The organism is Vibrio sp. (assembly GCF_047973365.1).
Lineage (GTDB): Bacteria > Pseudomonadota > Gammaproteobacteria > Enterobacterales > Vibrionaceae > Vibrio.
In genome coordinates this window covers 1-15,932 of the sequence record NZ_JBKEBW010000133.1, presented here as the reverse complement: position 1 = coordinate 15,932, position 15,932 = coordinate 1, and the positions used below count along the sequence as shown (strand labels likewise).

The 15,932-nt window shown below is 44.2% G+C and carries 18 protein-coding genes, 1 tRNA gene and 1 pseudogene; 13 read left to right on the top strand and 7 right to left on the bottom strand.

Features of this window, described 5'->3' with window-relative positions; genetic code table 11:
• A pseudogene (locus tag ACK5MF_RS16640) lies at positions 1-176 on the top strand (group II intron reverse transcriptase/maturase); the annotation flags it as partial.
• A 584-nt stretch (positions 177-760) separates the two neighbouring features.
• Here the strand turns inward: ACK5MF_RS16640 and ACK5MF_RS16635 are convergent.
• From ACK5MF_RS16635 to rpsU, 5 genes are all read right to left on the bottom strand, one after another.
• Positions 761-836 (bottom strand) — tRNA-Ile (locus ACK5MF_RS16635).
• A 173-nt stretch (positions 837-1,009) separates the two neighbouring features.
• The gene (gene rpoD / locus ACK5MF_RS16630; protein WP_416923686.1) at positions 1,010-2,884 is read right to left on the bottom strand and encodes an RNA polymerase sigma factor RpoD; all 1,875 of its coding nucleotides are present in this window, start codon (positions 2,882-2,884) and stop codon (positions 1,010-1,012) included.
• Between the two features lie 97 nt (positions 2,885-2,981).
• Positions 2,982-4,727 (bottom strand): DNA primase, encoded by a 1,746-nt coding sequence (gene dnaG / locus ACK5MF_RS16625; RefSeq protein ID WP_416923685.1) that lies wholly within the window; start codon positions 4,725-4,727, stop codon positions 2,982-2,984.
• Positions 4,728-4,834: 107 nt separating this feature from the next.
• Positions 4,835-5,278, bottom strand: a complete 444-nt coding sequence (locus ACK5MF_RS16620; protein WP_416923684.1) for a GatB/YqeY domain-containing protein — start codon at positions 5,276-5,278, stop codon at positions 4,835-4,837.
• 27 nt (positions 5,279-5,305) lie between these two features.
• Positions 5,306-5,521, bottom strand: a complete 216-nt coding sequence (gene rpsU / locus ACK5MF_RS16615; RefSeq protein WP_001145625.1) for a 30S ribosomal protein S21 — start codon at positions 5,519-5,521, stop codon at positions 5,306-5,308.
• 240 nt (positions 5,522-5,761) lie between these two features.
• Between rpsU and tsaD the strand changes: the two genes are divergently transcribed.
• A complete protein-coding gene (tsaD, locus tag ACK5MF_RS16610; protein WP_416923683.1) occupies positions 5,762-6,781 on the top strand; it encodes a tRNA (adenosine(37)-N6)-threonylcarbamoyltransferase complex transferase subunit TsaD in 1,020 nt (339 codons plus the stop codon).
• A 234-nt stretch (positions 6,782-7,015) separates the two neighbouring features.
• Here tsaD and plsY read toward each other — a convergent pair whose 3' ends face one another.
• On the bottom strand, positions 7,016-7,624 hold the full coding sequence (gene plsY / locus ACK5MF_RS16605) for a glycerol-3-phosphate 1-O-acyltransferase PlsY (RefSeq protein WP_416923682.1): 609 nt from the start codon (positions 7,622-7,624) through the stop codon (positions 7,016-7,018).
• Positions 7,625-7,826: 202 nt separating this feature from the next.
• Between plsY and folB the strand changes: the two genes are divergently transcribed.
• The 11 genes from folB to rpoS all read left to right on the top strand — a co-directional run bounded on the left by folB (position 7,827) and on the right by rpoS (position 15,576).
• Positions 7,827-8,180: a bifunctional dihydroneopterin aldolase/7,8-dihydroneopterin epimerase gene (folB, locus tag ACK5MF_RS16600; protein WP_416923681.1), complete on the top strand. Its 354-nt coding sequence runs from the start codon at positions 7,827-7,829 to the stop codon at positions 8,178-8,180.
• A complete protein-coding gene (gene folK / locus ACK5MF_RS16595; RefSeq protein WP_416923680.1) occupies positions 8,177-8,668 on the top strand; it encodes a 2-amino-4-hydroxy-6-hydroxymethyldihydropteridine diphosphokinase in 492 nt (163 codons plus the stop codon). Before folB ends, folK begins: the two co-directional genes overlap by 4 nt.
• Before the next feature lie 9 nt (positions 8,669-8,677).
• A complete protein-coding gene (locus ACK5MF_RS16590) occupies positions 8,678-9,481 on the top strand; it encodes an undecaprenyl-diphosphate phosphatase (protein ID WP_416923679.1) in 804 nt (267 codons plus the stop codon).
• Positions 9,482-9,618: 137 nt separating this feature from the next.
• Complete coding sequence (gene ftsB / locus ACK5MF_RS16585) at positions 9,619-9,900, top strand: cell division protein FtsB (RefSeq protein WP_416923678.1); 282 nt, start codon at positions 9,619-9,621, stop codon at positions 9,898-9,900.
• On the top strand, positions 9,900-10,610 hold the full coding sequence (ispD, locus tag ACK5MF_RS16580) for a 2-C-methyl-D-erythritol 4-phosphate cytidylyltransferase (RefSeq protein WP_416923677.1): 711 nt from the start codon (positions 9,900-9,902) through the stop codon (positions 10,608-10,610). Before ftsB ends, ispD begins: the two co-directional genes overlap by 1 nt.
• A gap of 2 nt (positions 10,611-10,612) precedes the next feature.
• Positions 10,613-11,119, top strand: coding sequence for a 2-C-methyl-D-erythritol 2,4-cyclodiphosphate synthase (gene ispF, locus ACK5MF_RS16575; protein ID WP_416923676.1), 507 nt, complete (start codon positions 10,613-10,615; stop codon positions 11,117-11,119).
• Positions 11,116-12,162: a tRNA pseudouridine(13) synthase TruD gene (truD, locus tag ACK5MF_RS16570; RefSeq protein WP_416923675.1), complete on the top strand. Its 1,047-nt coding sequence runs from the start codon at positions 11,116-11,118 to the stop codon at positions 12,160-12,162. Before ispF ends, truD begins: the two co-directional genes overlap by 4 nt.
• Entirely contained in the window at positions 12,155-12,922 is a 768-nt protein-coding gene (gene surE, locus ACK5MF_RS16565; RefSeq protein ID WP_416923674.1) for a 5'/3'-nucleotidase SurE, read from the top strand. The genes truD and surE overlap by 8 nt, the downstream gene beginning before the upstream one ends.
• Positions 12,915-13,541, top strand: coding sequence for a protein-L-isoaspartate(D-aspartate) O-methyltransferase (locus ACK5MF_RS16560; RefSeq protein WP_416923673.1), 627 nt, complete (start codon positions 12,915-12,917; stop codon positions 13,539-13,541). The genes surE and ACK5MF_RS16560 overlap by 8 nt, the downstream gene beginning before the upstream one ends.
• Positions 13,541-14,506 (top strand): peptidoglycan DD-metalloendopeptidase family protein, encoded by a 966-nt coding sequence (locus tag ACK5MF_RS16555; protein ID WP_416923672.1) that lies wholly within the window; start codon positions 13,541-13,543, stop codon positions 14,504-14,506. Before ACK5MF_RS16560 ends, ACK5MF_RS16555 begins: the two co-directional genes overlap by 1 nt.
• Before the next feature lie 71 nt (positions 14,507-14,577).
• The gene (rpoS, locus tag ACK5MF_RS16550) at positions 14,578-15,576 is read left to right on the top strand and encodes an RNA polymerase sigma factor RpoS (RefSeq protein WP_416923671.1); all 999 of its coding nucleotides are present in this window, start codon (positions 14,578-14,580) and stop codon (positions 15,574-15,576) included.
• A gap of 156 nt (positions 15,577-15,732) precedes the next feature.
• On the opposite strand, the gene ACK5MF_RS16545 is transcribed toward rpoS, so the two are convergent.
• Positions 15,733-15,932, bottom strand: a 200-nt coding sequence (locus ACK5MF_RS16545; protein WP_416921183.1) for an IS3 family transposase, incomplete at its 5' end; no start/stop codon positions are given.

The window sequence follows — 15,932 nt, the reverse complement described above, 5'->3', positions numbered from 1 at the left end:
TTGGATATAAGCCGCCGTTTAGATTTATCCGAATGAGTAGTTGGAGAAATGCGCAAAGTCCTCTAGCCAGTTATGCGATGCCAAACCAATGGTTCAACGAACTGGGGTTGGTAAATCTTGAGCAAGTAGGAACAGGGTATGTGTTTAGCAATTATGCTGAATGGAAGTATGCATGAGCCGTATACGAGGTCCGTACGTACGGTTCTGTGAGAGGGATGAGGCGGTAACGCCTCACCCTACTCGATTTCGTCTGTAATTTACGGGTCCTTCCTGAACCTTTTGCCCTGTGGGTTCGGACATCGCGAGATATACCTACTTATGAAAGTTTTCTGAAGCATGTTGTTGTTTAGTTATCAGGTTAGTCAACATGATGAATTTCAAAATAATTCTCTCAATATAACAACCGCTAAAAACACAAAATTTTGCTTTAGTTGGTTTATGTTTCCGGTGGAGGGGTAAGGGTTATTATTAACCTGTTTTCAGGTTGTTTTTGACCTGCCTAGAAGTAGGAATCTGATTTTCATATGCGGGCAAAACCGGAAACGGAAACGGGTTTAGGAAAGGTCCGTAAATAGAGAATTTCTGCGAGTCCAGCACCCACAAGTAAAAAGGTTCAGGAAGGACCCAGTTTGTCATTCTAGTTAGTTCTGTTTAGCTGTGTTTCGCTCTGTTTCACTCTAACTACACCCACAACTGCACCCAAAAACGACAGGTACAAAAAAAGGTTAGTAAACACTACGCTTACTAACCTTCTAGAATTTGGTGGCCCCTATTGGGTTTGAACCAATGACCAATCGATTATGAGTCGACTGCTCTAACCACTGAGCTAAGGGGCCGATTAGGTCAATGATTATAGGGGAAGGGGTGGGGTGTGTCTAGACGCAAAGTAGGGTAATAGCGCTTAGTTTTTATCCACTTAGAACTGTAGATAATAAAAAAGGCGAGCTGTTGCTCACCTTTTATTCAATGTTTTGTAAAAGTTACAATGTTTTGTAAAAGCTGCTGTTCGTTATTCGTCTAGGAAGCTGCGCAGAGTTTCTGAACGGCTTGGATGACGAAGCTTACGCAGCGCTTTGGCTTCGATCTGACGGATACGTTCACGAGTAACGTCGAACTGCTTACCAACTTCTTCTAAAGTATGGTCAGTATTCATATCGATGCCGAAACGCATACGTAGTACTTTTGCTTCACGAGGAGTCAGACCACCTAGAACGTCACGAGTTGCGGCACGCAAGCTCGTTGCGGTTGCAGAGTCTAGTGGTAGTTCTAGTGTTGTATCCTCGATGAAATCACCTAGATGCGAATCTTCGTCGTCACCGATTGGTGTTTCCATCGAGATTGGCTCTTTAGCAATTTTCAGTACTTTACGAATCTTATCTTCCGGCATTTGCATACGTTCTGCCAGCTCTTCTGGCAGAGGCTCACGACCCATTTCTTGTAGCATTTGACGAGAGATACGGTTCAACTTGTTGATCGTTTCAATCATATGCACAGGGATACGGATCGTACGAGCTTGGTCGGCAATTGAACGCGTAATTGCCTGACGGATCCACCATGTTGCATAAGTTGAGAACTTGTAACCACGACGGTATTCAAACTTGTCTACTGCTTTCATCAGACCGATGTTACCTTCCTGGATGAGATCCAAGAACTGTAGACCGCGGTTGGTGTATTTCTTAGCAATAGAAATAACCAGACGTAAGTTCGCTTCAACCATCTCTTTCTTCGCACGACGAGCTTTCGCTTCACCGATAGACATGCGACGGCTGATATCTTTAATACGGTTTACGGTTAAAGATGTCTCTTGCTCGATGATACGCAGTTTTTGAATTGAACGACGAATGTCTTCTTCATCTTCACGGATCTTCACTGCGTATGGCTTGTCCGATGCAAGGATTTGGTCAAACCAAGCTTCATCTGATTCATTGCCAGTAAATACCGAAATGAATGATTTCTTCGGCATCTTCGCTTTTTCAACCACAGCACGCATGATCAGGCGCTCTTGGGTACGTACGCGATCCATTGAATTACGTAACGTATTTACAAGATGATCAAACTGCTTTGGTGTCAAACGGAATTCACGGAAAACAGTCAATACAAGTTCAGTTGCTTCCTGAGCTTTACTGCTGGTATCGCCATGTTCGTTGATCGCTAGTTGAAGATTCTGGTACTGATTACGTAGCTCAGTGAATTTTTCCAAAGCGAGTTCAGGGTCGATACCAACTTCTTCTTCATCACTGCTGTTATCATCGTCGCCGTCTTCATCTTCGTCTTCGTCGTCGTCATCATCGGTATCATCTTCGTCATCGAGGTCTGAACCTGTTAACTCTGAACCGATGTGTGTCGCTGTTGGCGCTTCGCTTTCCATATCATCTGGGTTGACGAAACCACTGATGATGTCAGTTAAACGGAGTTCTTCAGCCTGAACTTTATCGAATTGCTCAAGAATGTATGGAATCGTTCCTGGGTATTCAGCGACAGCACTTTGTACTTGGTTGATGCCATCTTCGATTCGTTTAGCGATATCGATTTCACCTTCACGAGTCAGTAGTTCTACTGTACCCATTTCACGCATATACATACGGACTGGGTCAGTCGTTCGACCAATCTCGCTTTCTACGCTAGACAGCGCAGCAGCAGCGGCTTCGGCTGCATCTTCGTCGGTGATGGTTTCATCATCATTAAGAGCTAGATCATCAGCGTCAGGGGCGGTTTCTACAACCTTAATACCCATGTCGTTGATCATCTGAATAATATCTTCTACCTGCTCAGAATCTACGATTTCTGCTGGTAGGTGGTCATTTACTTCGGCGTAGGTCAGATAGCCCTGCTCCTTGCCGCGAATGACAAGTTGCTTAAGCTGTGACTGCGGATTTTGATCCATAGACGGTATCCAACTTCGTATCAGGTGAAGGAATAGTATGCGAAATGCAAACCACGGATAATAACAAATTAAATTGTTGCTGACTATTCAAACTGGGTTACGCTTTCAAATCTCTCATGAGTTCTTGAAGCTCCCTTTTTTCGTCGCTTGATAAACCGATACTTCTTGATTTAGCGAGCAAGTTTTCAATTTGTTTCTCTACGCACTGGGCAATAATTTTGTCCAATGAGTCAAAAAATAGTTCGTTTTGATTATCTTCTACAAGCGGGATATCCCAACTTGCTAGTCGAGACATCAATGCCTCGCTTTTTGTGTTTCGCCAATGCTCTAACAATTGACCTGTTTTTATATGGGGTTGTTGTCTGCATTTTTCAAGCACTTCTGTCAACAATTTTAGCCCTGGAATCTCCAAACCTTGAGTGGTAGAAAGGTCTGGCACCATATCAGCATAGCTCGGATTCTGAAGAAGCAAAGCGATGACATCTCTCATCGGTGTTCGCTTTATTTCTTTATGCGGCTGAGATCTAGTTTTAGAATCTGTCGGCAGTGTTGGTTTTTTATAAATACCGGTTGTTTGTCCTAAAATTTTAAGCAGCTGATTTTGCAAAGATTCATCAGGAATTTTATTGATTAAAGGAAGAGCCAGCGCTTCTAATGCGGCTTTGCCTTCGTTATTGCCCACATCAACTTGAGTCAGCAAATTGGAAAACAGATATTTTGATAATGGTGCAGCATTTCGCACCATTCCTTCGAATGCTTCTTTACCGTTTTTACGTACAAAACTGTCTGGGTCTTCACCATCTGGAAGGAAGAGGAATTTTAAAATATTGCCACTTTTCAGATAGCTAAGAGCGTTTTCCAGTGCTCGCCATGCAGCTTCTTTACCCGCTCGGTCTCCGTCGTAACAACAAACCACCGTATTGGTTTGTCTGAACAGCAATTGTAGATGATCACCTGTGGTTGATGTTCCTAGCGAAGCAACGGAATAATCAATACCATATTGCGCCAGAGCCACCACATCCATATAACCTTCGACCACGAGGATTTGTGGTGGTTCACGGTAAGCCTGTAAAACTTCATAAAGCCCATACAGCTCTTTGCCTTTATGGAAGATAGGTGTCTCTGGTGAGTTCAGATACTTAGGCGTACCTTCACCAATCACACGACCACCAAAGCCAATCACTCGGCCGCGACGGTCGCGAATCGGAAACATCACACGGCCACGAAAACGGTCGTAACGTTTGCCGTTGTCGTTCTCTATTAACATGCCGCCAGAAACCAGCATGTCTTGGGCATGTTTTTGTTGTCCGAAATTCTTACGCACCAAATCCCATTCGTCAGCCACATAACCAATACCGAATTTTTGAACGATTTCGCCGGATAAACCGCGATTTTTTAAATACTCGATCGCATGGCGGTTAGCGGGAACTTTGAGCTGTTGACGATAAAACTGAGCAATGCTGCCCATTAAATCGTAAAGATTACGTTTTTCGTCGCTGCTGACTTTTGGTGTGTTACTTTTGAAACCACTATTTGAGCGTTCTTCTCTGGGTACTTCTAGTCCGAGAGAGGACGCTAACTCTTCAATCGCTTCAGGAAACTCAAGACGTTCATACTCCATCATGAAGTCGATGGCGTTACCATGCACGCCGCAGCCAAAACAGTGATAGAACTGCTTTTCTTGGCTTACGCTAAATGACGGGGTTTTTTCATTATGGAATGGACAACAGGCACTGTAGTTTTTGCCCTTTTTTTTAAGTTTCACACGCGCGTCGATAACATCGACAATATCGAGTCGAGCTAGGAGGTCATCGATGAAGCTACGAGGAATTTGTCCTGCCATAAAACCTAAAAAAGAGATAAAAACCAATAGGTAAGGTCTATAGACCTTAGATACAAACAAGCCGTGCATTCAAAGAATAGCACGGCTTGTTGCAATAGAGTTCTGGATTAAGCCAATTTAGCGCGAACTAAACCGCTGACTTTACCCATATCTGCACGCCCTTGAATTTGTGGTTTCAAGATAGCCATCACTTTACCCATGTCTTGCATGCCCGCTGGTGATGATTCTGCGATGGCACTGTCAATCAGTGCTGCCACTTCTTCTTCGCTCAGTGGTTGAGGCATAAATTCCTCAAGTACGGTGATTTCTGCTTGCTCCACTTCAGCTAAATCTAAACGATTTGCTGCTTCGTATTGCGATACAGAGTCGCGACGTTGTTTAACCATTTTCGTCAGTACAGCAACAATGTCGTCGTCGGTCAGAGTTATCTTCTCGTCAACTTCACGTTGTTTGATTGCTGAAAGGGCTAAACGGATAGTGCCAAGGCGCGCTTTGTCCTTGGCTTTCATCGCTAATTTTTGCTCTTCTCTGAGATTATCAATAAGAGCCATAACTTATTCCTTAGCTAGGAACAGCTATTAGTACAGGCGAACGCGACGAGCGTTTTCGCGAGCAAGCTTCTTAGCGTGACGCTTTTGAGCTGCTGCTTTAGCGCGTTTGCGAACTGTAGTTGGTTTTTCGTAGTGCTCACGACGACGCACTTCAGAAAGGATACCTGCTTTTTCGCAAGAGCGTTTGAAACGACGTAGTGCAACGTCGAACGGTTCGTTTTCACGTACTTTAACTACTGGCATATGCCTTTCACCTCAGGGGTTATTCGTTAATGCTGACAATCAGTGACCAAATCAATAAGATTTCTTACTTGTTTGGTCGTTAATCAGCTAGATCAAAAATGGTGCGGAATTTTAATCCGATCGTTGTGCCTTTGTAAAGCACTTTGTCGACTAGAGTCTGTACAAAATTTGTTTGTGAAGCGAAGGCGTTGTAACATTGCGCCAATTTCGAAATATAGACAGAAACATTCAAGGTAAACCATGCGCATTCTCGGTATCGAAACCTCCTGCGATGAAACAGGTATTGCGATTTATGACGATGAGAAAGGCCTACTTTCTCATCAATTATATAGTCAGGTGAAACTGCATGCTGATTATGGCGGTGTTGTACCAGAGCTGGCTTCGCGTGACCACGTAAAGAAGACCATTCCACTAATTAAAGCGGCAATGGCAGAAGCCAATTTAACAGCGAAAGATATCGATGGTGTTGCTTATACTGCAGGTCCCGGTTTGGTTGGTGCTTTATTAGTTGGTGCAACCATTGGCCGTAGTATTGCTTACGCTTGGAATGTTCCCGCTGTGGCAGTACACCATATGGAAGGTCACCTTTTAGCGCCAATGTTGGAAGATAATCCGCCACCGTTTCCATTTGTTGCTCTGCTGGTTTCTGGCGGTCACAGCATGATGGTGGAAGTAAAAGGTATCGGTGAATACCGTATTCTTGGCGAATCGATTGATGATGCGGCTGGTGAAGCGTTTGATAAAACTGCGAAACTGATGGGGCTGGATTACCCAGGTGGTCCTTTGCTTTCACGCTTAGCAGAGAAAGGCACTGCGGGGCGCTTTAAGTTTCCACGCCCGATGACGGATCGCCCTGGGCTTGAAATGAGTTTCTCTGGCCTGAAAACATTCACGGCGAACACGATTGCTGCTAATGGCGATGATGAACAGACTCGTGCTGATATCGCTTATGCTTTCCAGGATGCGGTGTGTTCTACGCTGGTTATTAAGTGTAAACGTGCGCTTGAAGAAACTGGAATGAAGCGAATTGTGATTGCCGGTGGTGTCAGTGCGAATAAACAGTTACGTGCTGATTTAGCTAAATTGGCGCAAAAAATCGGTGGTGAAGTGTATTACCCACGTACCGAGTTTTGTACCGATAACGGAGCGATGATTGCGTTTGCGGGCATGCAACGTTTGAAAAACGGTGACGTGACCGATTTAAGTGTTGAAGCTCGCCCGCGTTGGCCGATTGATCAATTAACGCCTATTGATGAGTAATAAAGCCGAATAATAAAAACGGTCGCAATGGCTAATGCCAATCAGTTAAGAGAATCCTCGTTCCCATGCTCTGCGTGGGAATGCATATTTGACTAACAAAAAGTCAGATTAACTGCCTATTTTGGCTTTGGTATGCATTCCCACGGGGGTCACTTCAGACCGTGGGAACGAGAAATTGAGTCATAAAACCAAACGGTCGCAATAGCGGCCGTTTTTATGTCCGTAAGATAAGCGTTAAGCTTTGTTCGTTTCACCCTTCTTTTCGCCGACTTTGGGCTCTGTTCCCGTAAAAAGGCGTTTAATGTTTTGATGATGTCGAAAAACGATTAAGCAGCAAAGCATGGCTACGGGCAGGGTATATTGGGGTTTGACCAACCAGGTATAAAGTGGTGCGAGCAGTACAGTGACAATCGCCGCTAAGGATGAATAACGAAATATCACCGCGACAAATAACCAGGTTGCCATGAGCATGAAGGTTAAATCCAAACCGATAGGAGCGATAGCCCCCAATGCTGTGGCAACTCCCTTTCCACCCTTAAAGTGAAAGAAAATTGGATACATATGGCCAAGGCACGCTGCGATGGCGATTAAGCCTAATAATAGAGGGTCAATTTTTAAAAAGTAACTCGCCCAAACAGGGATTGTGCCTTTCAGCATGTCGCACAGTAACACCGCAGCGGCGGCTTTTTTCCCACCAATACGCAGTACGTTTGTTGCCCCCGGGTTGTTCGAACCCACGCTTCTGGGATCGGGCAAACGCAATAATCGACAGATCAGCACCGCACTGGAGATTGAACCCAGTAAGTAGGCTGAAATTATCATTATGAGTGCCATTGCGGTCATTGTTGTCTCGCTGTGTTGTTTACTTAAGCGAAGTCTTTACAAATCGGCCAGCAAACCTTTAAGTAAAAATACTGTTTGATTTACCCATCTGGAGGCTGTTTCGTATATGATATCGCGATTGACGACGATAGTACGTTTTTTTACTCAATTTAGGTATCCGACCTGTGATTGAGTTTAACGGTTAGAAGGAATTCGATAGAAGATGGATAAAGTCTTTATAGAGCAGCTAGAAGTTATTACTACTATTGGTGTCTATGACTGGGAACAAACCATCAAACAAAAGTTGGTTCTTGACTTAGAAATGGCACACGACAACAAACTTGCAGGAAAGAGTGATGATGTAGCGCATGCTCTGGATTATGCACAGGTTAGCCTAGCGGTAATCGAACATATCGAGTCAGGTCGTTTTCTATTAGTAGAAAGGGTGGCTGAAGAAGTCGCTAGCTTAATTATGCAACGCTTTAGTGTACCTTGGATTCGTGTTCAATTGACAAAACCGGGCGCGGTTCCGCAGGCAAAAGGTGTAGGAGTGATCATCGAAAGAGGGTCATTATGATCACGGCCTATGCTGGCGTGGGTTCTAATATAGAACGACGCCGTCATATTGAAGCTGCAATTCAAGAGCTGAGCTTGATAGGAAGCGAATTACGTCTTTCAACGATATATGAGTGCCCAGCGCAAGGGTTTGATAGTCATCCATTCTTCAATTTGGTGGTGGAGCTAAAAACTTCTCGCTCTCTTGATGATTTTCAGCGCTGTTTAAAAGAGGTTGAATTTCGTTGGGGTCGTGCTGCTAACACGAAAAAATATCAGGATCGTACGCTGGATATGGATATTATCTTATTTGGTGATGTCATATCCCTAAGCTCACCGGTCGTACCTCGTCCTGATATTTATCAGTACCCATTTGTGATACAGCCTTTGTATGAGCTATGTCCTGAACGTCAAATTCCAGGAACCGATCAATCGATTAAAAAAGTCTGGCAAAATGCTGCACTTTTAGAACAACTAAAACCAGTTCCACTATGGTTTAGTGTCAAGTAAGAGAAAATAATGAGTTACTTTGAATCTTTTATACTGGCGTTAATTCAAGGCTTCACTGAATTTCTGCCTATTTCCAGCTCAGCGCACCTTATCTTGCCATCAGCCGTTTTGGGTTGGGCCGACCAAGGTTTAGCGTTTGATGTCGCCGTGCATGTTGGAACGCTAACCGCGGTTGTGATTTACTTTCGACATGAAGTCAAAGCGTTACTGAGTGCTTTTTTCGCCTCCATTTTTAAAGGTGACAGAAGCAAGGAAGCCAGTCTGGCATGGTGCATTATTCTGGCAACCATCCCTGCTTGTATCTTTGGTCTGCTGATGAAAGATATTATTGAGGTGTACTTACGCAGTGCGTGGGTGATTGCTGCAACAACGATCATTTTTGGCATTCCTCTTTGGCATGCCGATAAAACGGCTAAGCAAGAAATCAATGAGTATCAAGCAGGATGGAAAAAAGCACTTTTTATTGGCTTTGCGCAGGCGGTCGCGATGATTCCCGGCACTTCTCGTTCTGGTATTACGATTACTGCAGCGCTTTATCTTGGCTTTACCCGCGAAGCCGCGGCACGTTTTTCGTTTTTGATGTCAATTCCAATCATTGTTTTAGCGGGTAGCTATCTAGGATTGAAACTGGTGACTAGCGGTGAACCTATCCATTTAGGGTTTCTTCTCACCGGTATTGTGACGTCATTTATTAGCGCCTATATCTGTATCTTCTTTTTCTTGAAGTTAATTTCTCGCATGGGAATGACGCCATTTGTGATTTATCGATTGATGTTAGGTATTGGCCTATTCGCTTTTCTATTCAGTCGTTAGTCGCTTGAAAAAAGGGCTTATGGTATAAATAAGACGTTTATAACCAAATTCGATATAACTAAATTCGAAAAAAGGCCGTTTAATTCGGCCTTTTTCTATCAACACCGATTTTACAGATACTAACGAGTGTAAAACTAATGCGCGTACTTGCGGTGACACTAACTCTGCTGCTTGGTTTTCTCCAATACAGCTTATGGCAAGGGAAAAACGGGATTGCTGATTTTCGTGCGGTTGCCGCGGAAATTGAAGTTCAAGAGCAAGTGAACACTAACTTACATCAACGTAACCAAGAGATGTTTGCTGAAATTGATGACTTACGCCAAGGCCTTGATGCCATAGAAGAACGTGCTCGTCATGAGTTGGGAATGGTAAAAGATGGTGAAACTTTTTACCGGGTGACGGGTGAGGAAAATCGTTGATGGCTAAATCGATCATTGCTAAATCGATCATTGCGATTGTACCTGCGGCAGGTGTCGGCAGTCGAATGCAGGTTGACCGCCCTAAGCAGTATTTGAAACTATTAGGTCAGACAGTATTAGAACATACGGTTTCTAAGCTATTGGCGCACCCAAGTGTATCCAAAGTGGTTATTGCTGTTAGCGAGAATGACCCTTATTTCTCTACGTTAGCATTGGCTAACCATCCGCAAGTTGTGCGAGTCAACGGTGGTAAAGAAAGGGCTGATTCGGTTCTGTCCGCACTACACTACATTTGCAAACATGAAGTCAGCGAATGGGTATTAGTTCATGATGCGGCTCGCCCGTGTTTTACAGAACAGGATGTCTCCCGACTCATCGACAGTGCTCAAGCTCATTCGGTCGGGGCCATTCTTGCTTCTCCGGTTCGGGATACCATGAAACGTGGCGATCAGTTGCACAATATCGATCACACCGTTGAACGTTCGAACCTATGGCACGCACTCACTCCGCAAATGTTCCGCACTGTGCCTTTACGTGATGCTCTGATTGATGGATTAGCCTCTAAAGCCAATATCACAGACGAAGCGTCAGCGTTTGAAAGACTGAATTTTAGCCCGGCTCTAGTTAATGGCCGGGCGGACAATATTAAAATTACTCAGCCAGAAGATCTTGCGTTGGCAGAGTTTTATTTAAGCCGAAATAAGGAATAGACATGATACGAATTGGCCATGGTTTTGATGTGCATAAATTTGGTGGTGAAGGTCCTGTTATTATTGGCGGTGTTGCCATTCCTTATGAACAAGGTTTGATTGCACATTCTGATGGTGATGTTGCTTTGCATGCTTTGAGCGATGCTTTGTTAGGCGCGATTGCTGCTGGTGATATTGGTAAACACTTTCCGGATAGCGATGAAAAATGGAAAGGTGCAGACAGCCGGGAACTGTTGAAAGATGTATATCGTCGAGTCAAAGAGTTGGGCTACCGCCTTGTAAATGCGGATGTCACTATCATTGCTCAAGCGCCCAAAATGGCACCATACATCGAATCAATGTGTGCTGCGATTGCACAAGATTTAGAGACGGATATTGGCAATGTTAATGTGAAAGCAACGACTTCAGAGCGTTTGGGGTTTACTGGTCGTAAAGAAGGCATCGCGTGCGAAGCTGTTGTACTACTGATCAAATGTATTACTGATGAAAGCGTAAAGAGTAGAAAATGACAGATATTCTATCATCACTGGCTTATCTCTGCGGTAAACCCACCGCTAAAGGCAAAATAAAAGCGAAGCCAGAAGATTTTAAAGTTATCGAAAATCTAGGGTATGAGTTTGCGGGTAGCGGCGAACACCTGATGATTTCTATTCGAAAAACAGGTGAGAACACCAGCTTCGTTGCCAATGAACTGGCGAAAGCGTGCGGCGTAAAATCCAAAGATGTTAGCTGGGCGGGTTTGAAAGATCGCCATGCCGTGACAGAACAGTGGTTGAGCGTTCACTTACCAACAGCGGGTTTGCCGAATTTGGCGCTGTTTCAGGCACAACATCCAAGTATTGAAATTCTTGCTATGACTCGTCACAACAAAAAGTTACACCCGGGTGACTTGGCGGGGAATTATTTTGAGGTGACATTATCGGAAGTTACCGACGTTGAAGAAGTGGTGAAACGTCTGGAGGTGGTCGCCAAACAAGGTGTACCCAATTACTTTGGTAACCAGCGCTTCGGCAAAGATGGCAACAATTTAGGTGAAGCGCGTCGCTGGGGGCGTGAAAATGTCCGTACTCGTAACCAAAATCAGCGTAGTCTTTATCTTTCTACCGCTCGCTCGTGGATATTTAACTGCATTGTTTCTGCGCGTATTGAGCAAAACTGTTTCTACCGTTTTGTCGAAGGTGATATTGCGTTAGTGAACGGTGAGCAAACTTTAGTCAATGCTGAACACCTTGCGGAGTTCAATCAATTGCTTAACCAGGATAAAGTGCAAATTTCCGCAGCTTTAGCAGGTGATAACGCGTTGCCGACACAAGCCCAAGCGCAGGAAATTGAACAGCAATTCGTAGATGCAGAACAAGATTTAATGAAGCTGATTCGTGGTAACCGTATGCGCCATGATCGCCGAGCGATCTCGTTGAAAGCACAAGATTTAACTTGGCAAGTGAACGGTGATGCTATTACGTTAAAATTTGCTCTTGATGCTGGCAGCTTTGCGACATCGATTGTGAGAGAACTAATAGAAGAGATCCCTGTAGAGCGTGTGTATGAGTGATAAAAAGCTAAAAGTACTGTTAAGCAATGATGATGGCGTGTTTGCCGATGGTATTCACGCTTTGGCTGACGCTATCTCTGATCTTGCGCAAGTGATCATTGTTGCTCCTGACCGAAATCGCTCTGGTGCATCGAACTCTTTAACACTAGAGCAGCCCTTACGTGTCTCTATCGTTGCGCCGAACACGTACTCAGTACAAGGCACACCAACGGATTGCGTGCATTTTGCTTTGAATGAGTTGTTAAAAGATTCCATGCCAGATCTCGTGCTAACCGGCATCAACCATGGCGCAAATCTAGGTGACGATGTTCTTTACTCAGGAACGGTTGCCGCAGCAATGGAGGGACATTTTTTAGGTGTTCAATCCATCGCATTTTCATTAGTTGGCAATCAACATTTTGCCACTGCAGGGAAAATTGCTCGCCAACTGGTGGAGCAACATCTGCGCAGAGCGATTCCAACCAACCGGCTATTGAACATTAATATCCCTGATGTTCCATTTGAAAAATTGGCAGGAACAAAAGTGACTCGTTTAGGTGCTCGCCATCACGCAGAAAGCATGATTAAGCAGAAAGATCCCCGAGGTCATGATATTTATTGGTTAGGTCCTCCGGGTAAAGAGCAAGATGCTGGCGAAGGCACCGATTTCCATGCTATCGAGCATGGTTTTGTTTCACTGACGCCTATGCAGGTCGATCTTACGGCACATGAGTCATTAGCGAGTATGGATCATTGGTTAAAGGAAAGAACTGATGGCTAATCCAAAAGCCGATAAGTTAATTCAGTTTTTATTAGCAAACGGTATTACTGATCAACGTGTGTTGCAGGTAATCCACCAGTTGCCTCGTGAGTACTTCGTCTCTCAAGCGATGGTTCATCAGGCTTATGACAATAATGCGTTGCCGATTGGCCAGGGGCAAACCATCTCTCAGCCGTATATCGTTGCAAAAATGACTCAAATATTGGAATTGCAACAAAATAGTCGAGTGCTGGAAGTGGGCACAGGTTCCGGTTATCAGACTGCGATCTTGTCTCATCTGGTTGATCATGTGTTTTCGGTTGAACGGATTAAATCGCTGCAATGGGAAGCGAAACGCCGGTTAAAGCAGCTTGATATTTATAACGTATCAACCAAGCATGGTGATGGATGGCAAGGATGGGCTGTTAAAGCACCATTCGATGCAATCATAGTTACGGCCGCTGCGCAGAAAATCCCGCAAGCGTTGTTGGATCAACTGGCTGATGGAGGACGCTTGGTGATACCCGTTGGTGACGATGAGCAACAGCTCTACAAAATAATACGTAAAGGTGATGAGTTTATTTCTCAGCGAATAGAAACAGTACGCTTTGTCCCGTTAGTCGCTGGTGATCTCGCGTAATGAAGTGTTTTCAGCTCAAGACATTGCTAGCGTTTGCACTGTGTGGCTTATTGTTAGGCTGTACAGCGAGTTCTCCTGCGCCAGTGTCTGGGTTGAAAAAGGATTATCGCGATATAAATCGAGGCAGTTATCGCGGTAGTTACTATCAAGTGAAGCGCGGTGATACCCTATATTTTATCGCTTATATCACTGATAAAGACGTTAACGATATTATTCAATTCAATAAGCTACAAGCCCCTTACACCATACATCCAGGACAGAAGCTAAGGCTTTGGAGTCCTGCTTATCATCCTCCTGCTTATGCTGGTACAGGCGCTGGCAATAGTTCTTCATCTGGCGCTGCTGTCACGGGAGCAACGGCTGCCGTTACGGCTCCAGTAGCCGCAACTTCTGCTACGGTTTCTCCCCCGAAACCGAGTAAAAATACTACGAAATCGAGTAAAAATACTAATAGTGCTTCAGCTAACAAATCAACCAATTCGGTTAAGAAAGATCCAGTTAAGGCGATTGAACAATCGAAAACAAAAGAGTATGTTGGTTCTAATACTCAACAAAACATTAACAAAACTGTAAGTAAACCTAAACCACAGAACGATAAAGTCGATAAGTGGCTGTGGCCAACGAAAGGGAGAGTTGTTAAAAACTTTTCGGCAGGAGATCAAGGAAATAAAGGTATTGATATCGCAGGACAGCGTGGTCAATCCATTACTTCTACTGCTGCAGGAAGCGTGGTCTATTCGGGTAATGCATTGCGAGGTTATGGCAACTTAATCATCGTCAAGCATAATGAGCATTACTTAAGTGCTTATGCCCATAATGATCAACTGTTGGTTAAAGAAGGACAGAGTGTTAAAGCTGGTCAAAAAATAGCAACAATGGGCAGCTCAGGTACCAACAGCGTTCGCCTGCACTTTGAAATTCGTTATCAAGGTAAATCGGTCAATCCAAACCGCTATTTACCTTAAACATACTTGTGAAGAGTGATGTCGTGACATATTGAGTAGTAATGTCTTGCTAGCTCGCCGGGGGAGGCGCTATGAGTATCAGCAATACAGTAACCAAGGAAGAAGAGTTTGACTTAGATATTGATTCAACAGACATTGTTGAAGTTGACGTAAAACTCACTACCGAAGACGATGACATTGAGCAAACGGAAGATATCCGTGAAGAGTTCGATGCCTCAACCAAAAGCTTAGATGCAACTCAGATGTATCTCAGCGAGATTGGTTTCTCACCTCTTTTAACCGCCGAAGAAGAAGTTCTTTATGCTCGCCGTGCGCTCCGTGGAGACGAAGCGGCAAGACGTCGTATGATCGAAAGTAATTTACGTTTGGTGGTGAAAATTTCTCGTCGCTATAGTAATCGCGGACTCGCTTTACTGGATCTTATTGAAGAAGGTAACTTGGGCTTGATCCGTGCGGTTGAAAAATTCGATCCGGAACGTGGATTCCGCTTTTCAACCTACGCTACTTGGTGGATCCGCCAAACGATCGAACGTGCGTTGATGAACCAAACTCGCACTATTCGTCTGCCAATTCACGTGGTTAAAGAACTTAATATTTATCTACGTACCGCACGCGAACTTTCGCAAAAGCTCGATCATGAGCCTACCGCGGAAGAGATCGCGGTTGAGTTAGACAAACCGGTTGATGATGTCAGCAAGATGCTGCGTTTGAATGAACGTATTAGCTCTGTTGATACACCGATTGGCGGTGATGGGGATAAAGCGCTACTCGATATTATTCCAGACATTAATAACTCCGATCCTGAAGTGTCAACTCAAGACGACGATATTCGTGATTCGTTGATTGAGTGGCTAGAAGAGCTAAATCCTAAGCAGAAAGAAGTGTTAGCACGACGTTTTGGTTTGTTAGGCTATGAGCCTTCAACACTGGAAGAAGTTGGACGTGAAATTAACCTTACTCGCGAACGTGTTCGTCAAATTCAGGTTGAAGGTTTACGTCGTTTGAGAGAGATTCTGATGAAACAAGGCTTGAACATGGAATCTTTGTTCAACGTAGAAGTTGAAGCTTAACTACCTAATTTTTAAGCATAATTTTTATTTTACTCGTTCCCACGGTCCCCCGTGGGAATGCATACCCGAGCTTAAATAGGCAGTGAATTTGACTTTCTGTGAGTTAAATATGCATTCCCACGCAGTGAAGTGACCCCATAAAGTTGGACATTTCTGTTAAGCGGCTTGCAAGGCCTGATTTCGATATTCTATCGGAGTCAGGCCTTTAAATTTCACCTTAATCCGTTTTGTATTGTAATACTCTATATATTCTTCGATATTTGCAATCAGTTCATCAGCATCAGTGAAGCTTTGACCGTGATACATCTCTGTTTTGAGTAAAGCGAAGAAGTTTTCAGCCACTGCATTATCTAAAC